Source organism: Motilimonas sp. 1_MG-2023, from assembly GCF_030547455.1.
Lineage (GTDB): Bacteria > Pseudomonadota > Gammaproteobacteria > Enterobacterales > CBDFNC01 > Motilimonas.
The window spans coordinates 1-1,560 of sequence record NZ_JAUOPX010000099.1 but is presented as its reverse complement, the minus strand read 5'-3'; the positions used below and the strand labels follow the sequence as shown (position 1 = coordinate 1,560).

The 1,560-nt window shown below is 47.8% G+C and carries 1 protein-coding gene; it reads left to right on the top strand.

All coding sequences use genetic code 11. The annotated features are described in order from the left end of the window. The first annotated feature begins 103 nt into the window (after positions 1 to 103). Positions 104 to 1,533, top strand: a protein-coding gene (locus Q4519_RS21565; RefSeq protein WP_303515972.1) for an IS66 family transposase whose coding sequence is annotated in 2 segments (ribosomal slippage) — positions 104 to 293 and positions 293 to 1,533 — 1,431 coding nt in all. Because the reading frame shifts where the segments join, the coding sequence is not laid out codon by codon here. The last annotated feature ends 27 nt before the right edge of the window (positions 1,534 to 1,560 follow it).

Genomic DNA, 1,560 nt, shown 5'->3' with positions numbered 1-1,560 from the left:
GTAACCTTTCACCAGCCCCCTCTTGAAATTAATATGTGATCCAAATCGACTGATCTAACCATCGTGCTTGAAGGATCCCTCCAGCCTGCCAACATCATGCGCCATGAAAAAGAAATCGATGTTCATCCAAGATGCGCCTCACGTTGAGGACATCCATGATGCCAACGCACTCATCAAAGAGCTGTGGGATAAGCTGCGTGACTACGAAGACAAACTTGCGACCAGCTCACGCAATTCTTCGAGCTCACCTTCTAAAGATTCACCGGAGGTAAAAGCTGAGCGAAAAAAGCTCAAGCGCCTCGTAGCCGACATTCGGCTGGCGCTCAACCTGGACACACAGGGCATCGACGACCACTAAGCAAGCTTAAACCTTCCGATAACGTCGTTCTTTGCCCGCCTGAGCCGCACTGCCGTCACTGTGGTGGTGACGTGGTTGTTAACGCAACCCCTTCACGTCGTCATCAAGTGTTTGAGTTGCCACCGCAAACCTTTGATATTACCGAATATCAATTGTTTCATGGTCGCTGCGATTGCTGCAGTGTCGTGAGCCAAGGCCAACTGCCCAGCGATGCACCATCAGGACAAATAGGGCCTCGATTAATGAGCCAAATAGCGGTTCTTGCGGGGCAATATCATTTAAGCTTGAATAAGATCAGGCAGCTTTTACAAGATCAATATGGCACCACATTTTCGATTGGTGCGTTATCTGAAGTTCAAGGCCGCGTCAGCACCATGCTTACACCGGTGCATCAGGCGTTGAAAGCACACATCCAAAAAGCGTCGATTATTCATGCTGATGAAACCACGCATCCGCGCAATGATGATCAGTCAACACGCTGGTTATGGCTGATGGCGAGTGATGATGCCGTGTTTCAAAATGTTCGATTCTCGCGCAGCCAAGATAATGCGAAACATTTACTCGGAGAACAAACAGTATCGGTTATCGTGACGGATCAGTGTGCGAGTTACAACTGGTTAGACCCCGCAAGGCATCAGTTTTGCCTTGCTCACGTTAAACGCAACTTGCAACAAATGGCCGATTATTCCGGTGGCGGATTAACTGCGAGACTGGGCGCAAAACTGGTTCTAATGGTTAGTTGCATATTTAGAACACAGCATCGGTTTGAACAAGATGAGATCAGTGAGCCCCAGTGGTTACGGCGAATGCAACGATTGCGGAAAATTATCAAGGCATTACTACAAAAAGGGACTCAGGTCCCAGCTAGTCGCTATGCAGGAAGATGTCAGCACATTTTAAAATATGAAACAGGCTTATGGGTATTTTTACAATACAGCGGCACGCCGCTGACAAATAATGAAGCCGAGCGATGCCTGCGAGGTAGCGTTATAATGCGGAAAATTTGCTACGGGACTAATTCAGATCGCGGCGATAAATTTCGCTCTCGTTTATTATCGGTGATCGAAACTAGCAAAAAGCGTGGGGTCAATGCCTTGAATATGATTGAAACCATCGTGACGGCAGTGATAGAGAAGCGTGAGTATCCGGATGTGTTTAAGCTAATCACGGCTTAATCAAGTAGGGGCTGGTGAAAGGTTACG